Source organism: Synergistaceae bacterium, from assembly GCA_031267575.1.
Taxonomy (GTDB): domain Bacteria; phylum Synergistota; class Synergistia; order Synergistales; family Aminobacteriaceae; genus JAIRYN01.
Genome location: JAIRYN010000013.1, coordinates 1 through 5,512 on the forward strand (window position 1 = coordinate 1; position 5,512 = coordinate 5,512).

The following is a 5,512-nucleotide window of genomic DNA, read 5'->3' on the forward strand; positions in this document are numbered from 1 at the left end:
AAGCCCCTTCTCATCATCGCTGAGGACGTAGAGGGCGAAGCCCTTGCGACGCTCGTTGTCAACAAGCTTCGCGGCATTTTGCAGGTAGTGGCCGTCAAGGCGCCTGGCTTCGGCGACCGCCGCAAGGCCATGCTCCAGGACATCGCGACAGTCGTGGGCGCGCGCGTCATCAGCGAGGACATTGGCCTCAAGCTCGACAACGCCGATCTCTCCATGCTCGGCAAGGCGAAGAGGGTCCGCGTCGGCAAAGAGGAGACGACAATCGTCGAGGGCGCTGGCGACTCGCAGGCTATCAAGGACCGCGCTGCGCAGATCCGCAAGGAACTTGAGGATTCGACGTCCGAGTACGACAAGGAGAAGCTCCAGGAGCGCCTCGCGAAGCTGGTCGGCGGCGTTGCCGTCATCCAGGTCGGGGCTGCGACCGAGACTGAGCAGAAAGAACTCAAGCACCGCATCGAGGACGCGCTGAACGCGACTCGGGCGGCCGTCGAGGAAGGCATCGTGGCTGGCGGCGGCGTTGCTCCAATCAATTGCTCCAGCGCTCTGGAAGATTTTATCACCAAATTGGAAGGTGACGTCAAGACAGGGGCGCAGATCGTTTTGAAGGCGCTGAAGGCTCCTCTCTTCCTTATTGCCGAGAACGCCGGTTACCAGGGAGACGTTGTCGTCGAGAAGGTCAAAACGCTGAAACCTGGCGAAGGCTTGAACGCCGCTACGGGCGAGTACATCGACATGGTTGCCGCGGGTATCATCGATCCCGTGAAGGTTACCCGCTCCGCGTTGCAGAACGCCGGTTCCATCGCGGCGATGGTTCTGACCACCGAGGGAATTGTGGCCGACAAGCCTGAGAAGAAAGATCCGATGCCCGGTGCCGGCGGAATGGGTGGCATGGGTGGAATGGACGGTATGTACTAGAAAATAACGAAAGCTGAAGGCCAAGGGAGTCATCCCCTTGGCTTTTCGCGTGTGTACCGCTCTCCAGGTGAGATCGACATTGAACCTATATATTGAACCTATATTGAGTAGTATTTACAATTCATTTTGTACCCCACAATCTTGCGAAGGACAAAACGGGGTACAAATCATGTCTAAAGTATACGACTCTCTATTAATCGCTAACAGCGATTGGAAATGATAAAACCCCGCTTCTAAACGGGGTTTTATGTTTTGTTATTTGTTAATGGATATTGCTTTTTGTCTTGGCGGAGACGTAGAGATTCGAACTCTAGGAGTATTACTACTCAGACGCTCTCCAAGCGCCCGCCTTCGACCACTCGGCCACGTCTCCGCGAAACGACAGAAGCTATTATACACGAAACACCCTTTTTTGAGAATCCCTATAGCATCGTGATTATTTGCGCGCGTCGATTCGCCATCAGAGTAACTTCTAGTGCTTTCAAAACGCGCCTCGCGTGCTAGAATGAAAATGAGACTTGTAGGAAAACGTCTCTAGAACGGGAGCGATCGAGATGAACATTAAAGTCTTATTGGGGTTGGTCGCTTTACTGTGTGCTCTTGCGATTTGCACCATTCTGAACCTGGCCAGCGGGGTGTTCATTCCATTGGTGGTCGCGTGGTTCATGTTGCAGGTTTTTCGTCCCATCATCGACCTAGGGCGTAAGATCAAATTACCTCAGTTTTTGAACGTCATTCTTGTCTTCGCCGTTTTTTTCGGTCTCTGCTACGTTGGTATCAGTTTCGGCGCCAGACAAATTGTGGAATTTAGCCGCACCTTCAATCAGTACTACTCGAAACTCAACGAAATAACCCTCGATGCCTTGAAATTGCTACAAATTCCGCCTGAATCCATCCCCCGTATTAGTTGGATGGACATTTTGGGACGGTACCTGCGCAACATCTCAGAGATTGTCTTTGCTCTTTCCAGCAAGTTCGTGCTGGTCCTCGTCTTCTTGATGTTCATGCTGCTGGAGGCTCCTTTCTTAGACAACAAAATCGACCGCGCTTTCTCCGGGCACAACGCCACAAAAATCAAAAACATCATGACCTCAGTGTCCGATCAGATCAGCAACTATCTCGGGACCCTGACCCTCATCAGCTTGGCGACGGGATCCTGCGCGTGGTTGGCTCTGGAAATTCTGGGTGTGAAGCTGGCCGCGGGCTGGGGAGTTTTGACGTTCCTGTTGAACTTCATCCCCACGGTGGGGTCCATCATTGCCACCATCCCTCCCGTCATGATGGCGGCGCTGCAATTCTCTCCAGGATACATCAAACCGGTCGTGACGTTGCTTTCTCTTGGGGCAATACAGATGACCATCGGCAACGTTATCACCCCCAAGGTCGTCGGAGATCGTCTGGGGTTGAGTCCTGTGGTCATTCTGCTCTCCCTCCTGCTCTGGGGAACGATATGGGGAATCCCGGGGGCGCTTTTGTCCGTGCCCATCGCGTCCACCATCAAAATCGTCTGTGAAAATTTTCCATCTCTCCAACCCATCGCTATCATGATGGGAAGTGGCACGGAAAAAACAAGAGAATCAAACTCTGCGCCTTTAGATTTGGAAAACCTGGAAAAAGAAGAGCAAAAATCGTAAAAATCCTCGGTCTTGTTCCGTGAGCTATGGCATTATATTTATGGTACCTGAAGGGAGAGTGTTCGCGTGGAAAAAACAGAAGTGGAAAAAACAGAATTTGAAATATTGACCGAAAAGGCGACGAAATTAGCGTGGAAGTATGAGCAGATCTATGGAGGATGTGCCCAGGTCGTGCTAGCCTCCGTCAAGGAGACTTTGGGACATGTGGAGGATGGGGTTTTTCAGTCCGCCACAGGCTTGGCCGGTGGAATCGGTCGTTCTGGGCACGCGTGTGGCGCGCTAGTGGGAGGGGTGATGGCCCTTTCTTGTTTTTGGGGCAGACCCTACGACGATTTCGCGGACCCCGGCAAAAGACGTGCCCTCTGTCTGGACATGAGCAAAAAGCTCGTGGAGAAATTTCAAAGTGAATACGGCTCGGCTGAATGTCATGGTGTACACCGGAAAATCCTTGGACGCGCCTACGACCTGAGCGATCCCCAGGAGTTCGAGCGTTTTGTTCGAGATGGAGGACACGACGACAAATGTCCCTCGGTCTGCGCGAACGCCGTGAACTGGGTCTTCGAAATACTGAACAATGAAAATTTAATTTGATCTATATATAGAGATCTGTAGTGTGTCTGTGTCTCGAACAGCGTAATATCAAAATAAGCGCTTAAGCGCACTCTTTGTGCGTTTCATAATGTTTTGTGCCTGAGCGTAGCGAAAGGAATGGTTATCTTTGTGGAGATTAACGTACCGGAGAGGTTCAAGCCGAAGGAATAGGCTGAAGGAATAGGCCGAAGGAATGATAAGAGCGGCAAATACAAAAACTAGGATAAAATTGACTGACCGGCAGAGAATTGCTTCTTAACACGTTATGAAAATTCTTGTTCTCGCGGTCGGCAAGTTGAAAGACAAAAGGATCGCCTCCCTTTCCGGGGAATATCTGAGCCGGATTCATCCCGATGGAGCCGTAACCACAGAACATATCCCCGACCCAACGGGCCCGCCGGCGGACCGCGTAGAGCGAGAAGGCCAGGAGGTATTAAGGCGTATCCGCCCCCGGGACCGATTGGTTCTCCTGCGGGAGGACGGGAAAGAGCAAGGTAGTATGGAGTTTGCCCAGTGGCTCTCGCGGGAGATGGCGGCGACGGAGGGCAGGCTTGTTCTGGTCATCGGCGGGCCTTGGGGCGCTTCCAAGACCCTGTTGCGTCGGGCCGACGCTGATTTGTCTCTTTCTCGCATGACCTTCACTCATGAAATGTGCTTTCTTTTTCTCGCCGAACAGCTTTACCGCGCTTTCTCTATTTTGCAGGGTTCTGGTTACCACCATTGAATCTAGCTACCACCGCTGAATCGGAGTTATAAAGCCGTTCTAGATCAACGGGTCAATGGATCAACGGGTCAATGGATCAATGAATCAATGGAAGCGAGGCAGGCAAAAGAGCGGATAGAGCCTCCTCCAAGGTGTCAAAATGGAGAAACCCCTCTTTCGCGGCGTCGGGTTTTAAGATGGGACCGATACCCACAAAAGCGCCCTTACCGAAAGCGAGCCACGCCTCTTTGTCACTGGCGGTATCGCCGAAAAACATGGGAAACTGGGCCCCGGTTCGCTCACAAAGAGTTGATAGACCCACAGGCGACGGCTTCAAGATCCCGTCGTCGGAGCTGATTAGCATCTCCCGCGGAAAGTCGAGCCAGTTCAGGCTTCTTTGAGCTAGGGTCACTTCCCCCTGAGTGCGCCCTGTGTAAATGCCCACGGGTAATCCCATGTCCTTCCAATTCTTCAATGTTCCTGGGCTTTCCCTAATCCAGAGTCCCTCTTGCCCGATGCCATACTTGGGAGTGCCCCGCAGCGCCAGATAATCCTCCTTACCGTAGTAAAATTCCTCCAGAACATACGCGACTTCTCTCTGGGGAAGAGCCTTGATCGTTCCCCAGGTCTTTTCCTGGCGGGCAGCGGTCAGGTCTAAGTCTTTTAGATCCTTCTCCCACTGATCCAAAGAAGGCAAGGCGTCTTTCATGCTTTTTCGGCCCGTTTTGCCCATGAAGCGCAAGAGGGTCCAAGCCACCACCGAGTCGTCATTGAAGGCGGGGTGCGCCTTACATCGGCTGAAATAATCCAAGTTATATCCCTCGCAGTCCACAACTCCTCCCATGAGGTTGCCCCAGCACCAGCGCACCGTCTCCGCCGTGGCCACCAGAAAGGAATCCTGGGTGTTGAGCAACACGCCGTCTACGTCGAAGATGAGCAGGTCCGGCGTCGTCTCCTTTGTCCATTTTCTCCACAGAAATATCGCCGCCGCGCCGCACAGAGTTCCCGCGCCCAACCCCCAGGCGATATAGTCCGGCCTGCCCCGCCCAAAAGAATATCCAGCAAACCCCGCCAAGGCATAGCCATAGAGCGCAACACAGGCCATGGAAAGCATCAAAATAAAAGACCTCATCGATTCATATACCCCTTCGATCTCCAAAACTTTTTGACATACTCCCACGACTAAAGTCATGGGATTCTAAGATCGACAATATTATTCCAGTGTCCGTAGCGTTGAATTTTCTTCAGTTTGGTTATATGCCGTTGCAAACAGATAACATTGAGGCTTTTACCGAATATCCGAACATCCGATCATAGCGGCGATGAAGCGCGATCAGATGATTATAGATCGAGCCGGCAAGGCTAATCTTACGGTGAAGATGTCTATTCCGTTTGTCCTGGTAGAGTTTGAAAACGTAGGTTCTCATTTATTTTTCTGCTCCTCAATATACTTCATGATAGCTTTCTCTGAAATATGCCCCACAGATTCACAATAGTACGAACGTGTCCACAAGGAAGGCATTTTCAGGAGATGAGGAAATTCCAAGCGTAATACTCTTGCCGTATAGCTCTTGAGCTGTCGGACAATATAGTGAGGAGCGTTTATAGGCCGCGTTTTGACAAAGGCGTGAATGTGATCCGGCATGATCTCAAGCTTCGCAATCTGAAC

General features: G+C 51.9%; 6 protein-coding genes and 1 tRNA gene. 4 read left to right on the forward strand and 3 right to left on the reverse strand.

Going from position 1 to position 5,512, the window contains the following annotated elements; genetic code table 11:
• Window positions 1-915: chaperonin GroEL (gene groEL, locus LBJ36_01760; protein MDR1377768.1), on the forward strand; the 915-nt coding region annotated here is incomplete at its 5' end.
• Window positions 916-1,200: 285 nt separating this feature from the next.
• Here the strand turns inward: groEL and LBJ36_01765 are convergent.
• A tRNA-Ser gene (locus LBJ36_01765) sits at window positions 1,201-1,288 on the reverse strand.
• Window positions 1,289-1,469: 181 nt separating this feature from the next.
• On the opposite strand from LBJ36_01765, the gene LBJ36_01770 reads away from it, so the two are divergent.
• The 3 genes from LBJ36_01770 to LBJ36_01780 all read left to right on the forward strand — a co-directional run bounded on the left by LBJ36_01770 (window position 1,470) and on the right by LBJ36_01780 (window position 3,864).
• Entirely contained in the window at window positions 1,470-2,549 is a 1,080-nt protein-coding gene (locus LBJ36_01770; protein MDR1377769.1) for an AI-2E family transporter, read from the forward strand.
• Window positions 2,550-2,615: 66 nt separating this feature from the next.
• On the forward strand, window positions 2,616-3,140 hold the full coding sequence (locus LBJ36_01775) for a C-GCAxxG-C-C family protein (protein ID MDR1377770.1): 525 nt from the start codon (window positions 2,616-2,618) through the stop codon (window positions 3,138-3,140).
• 265 nt (window positions 3,141-3,405) lie between these two features.
• Window positions 3,406-3,864, forward strand: a complete 459-nt coding sequence (locus LBJ36_01780) for a 23S rRNA (pseudouridine(1915)-N(3))-methyltransferase RlmH (protein ID MDR1377771.1) — start codon at window positions 3,406-3,408, stop codon at window positions 3,862-3,864.
• A gap of 76 nt (window positions 3,865-3,940) precedes the next feature.
• Here LBJ36_01780 and LBJ36_01785 read toward each other — a convergent pair whose 3' ends face one another.
• Together LBJ36_01785 and tnpA are read right to left on the reverse strand one after the other, a co-directional pair.
• Window positions 3,941-4,975: an HAD family hydrolase gene (locus LBJ36_01785; protein MDR1377772.1), complete on the reverse strand. Its 1,035-nt coding sequence runs from the start codon at window positions 4,973-4,975 to the stop codon at window positions 3,941-3,943.
• 291 nt (window positions 4,976-5,266) lie between these two features.
• The coding region (gene tnpA / locus LBJ36_01790) for an IS200/IS605 family transposase (GenBank protein MDR1377773.1) at window positions 5,267-5,512 on the reverse strand (246 nt) is incomplete at its 5' end.

Excerpts from the sequence above, each read along its gene's own strand:
- LBJ36_01770 (MDR1377769.1), top strand. The coding sequence starts at position 1,470 with ATGAACATTAAAGTCTTATTGGGGTTGGTCGCTTTACTGTGTGCTCTT.
- LBJ36_01780 (MDR1377771.1), top strand. The coding sequence starts at position 3,406 with ATGAAAATTCTTGTTCTCGCGGTCGGCAAGTTGAAAGACAAAAGGATC.
- LBJ36_01785 (MDR1377772.1), bottom strand. The coding sequence starts at position 4,975 with ATGAGGTCTTTTATTTTGATGCTTTCCATGGCCTGTGTTGCGCTCTAT.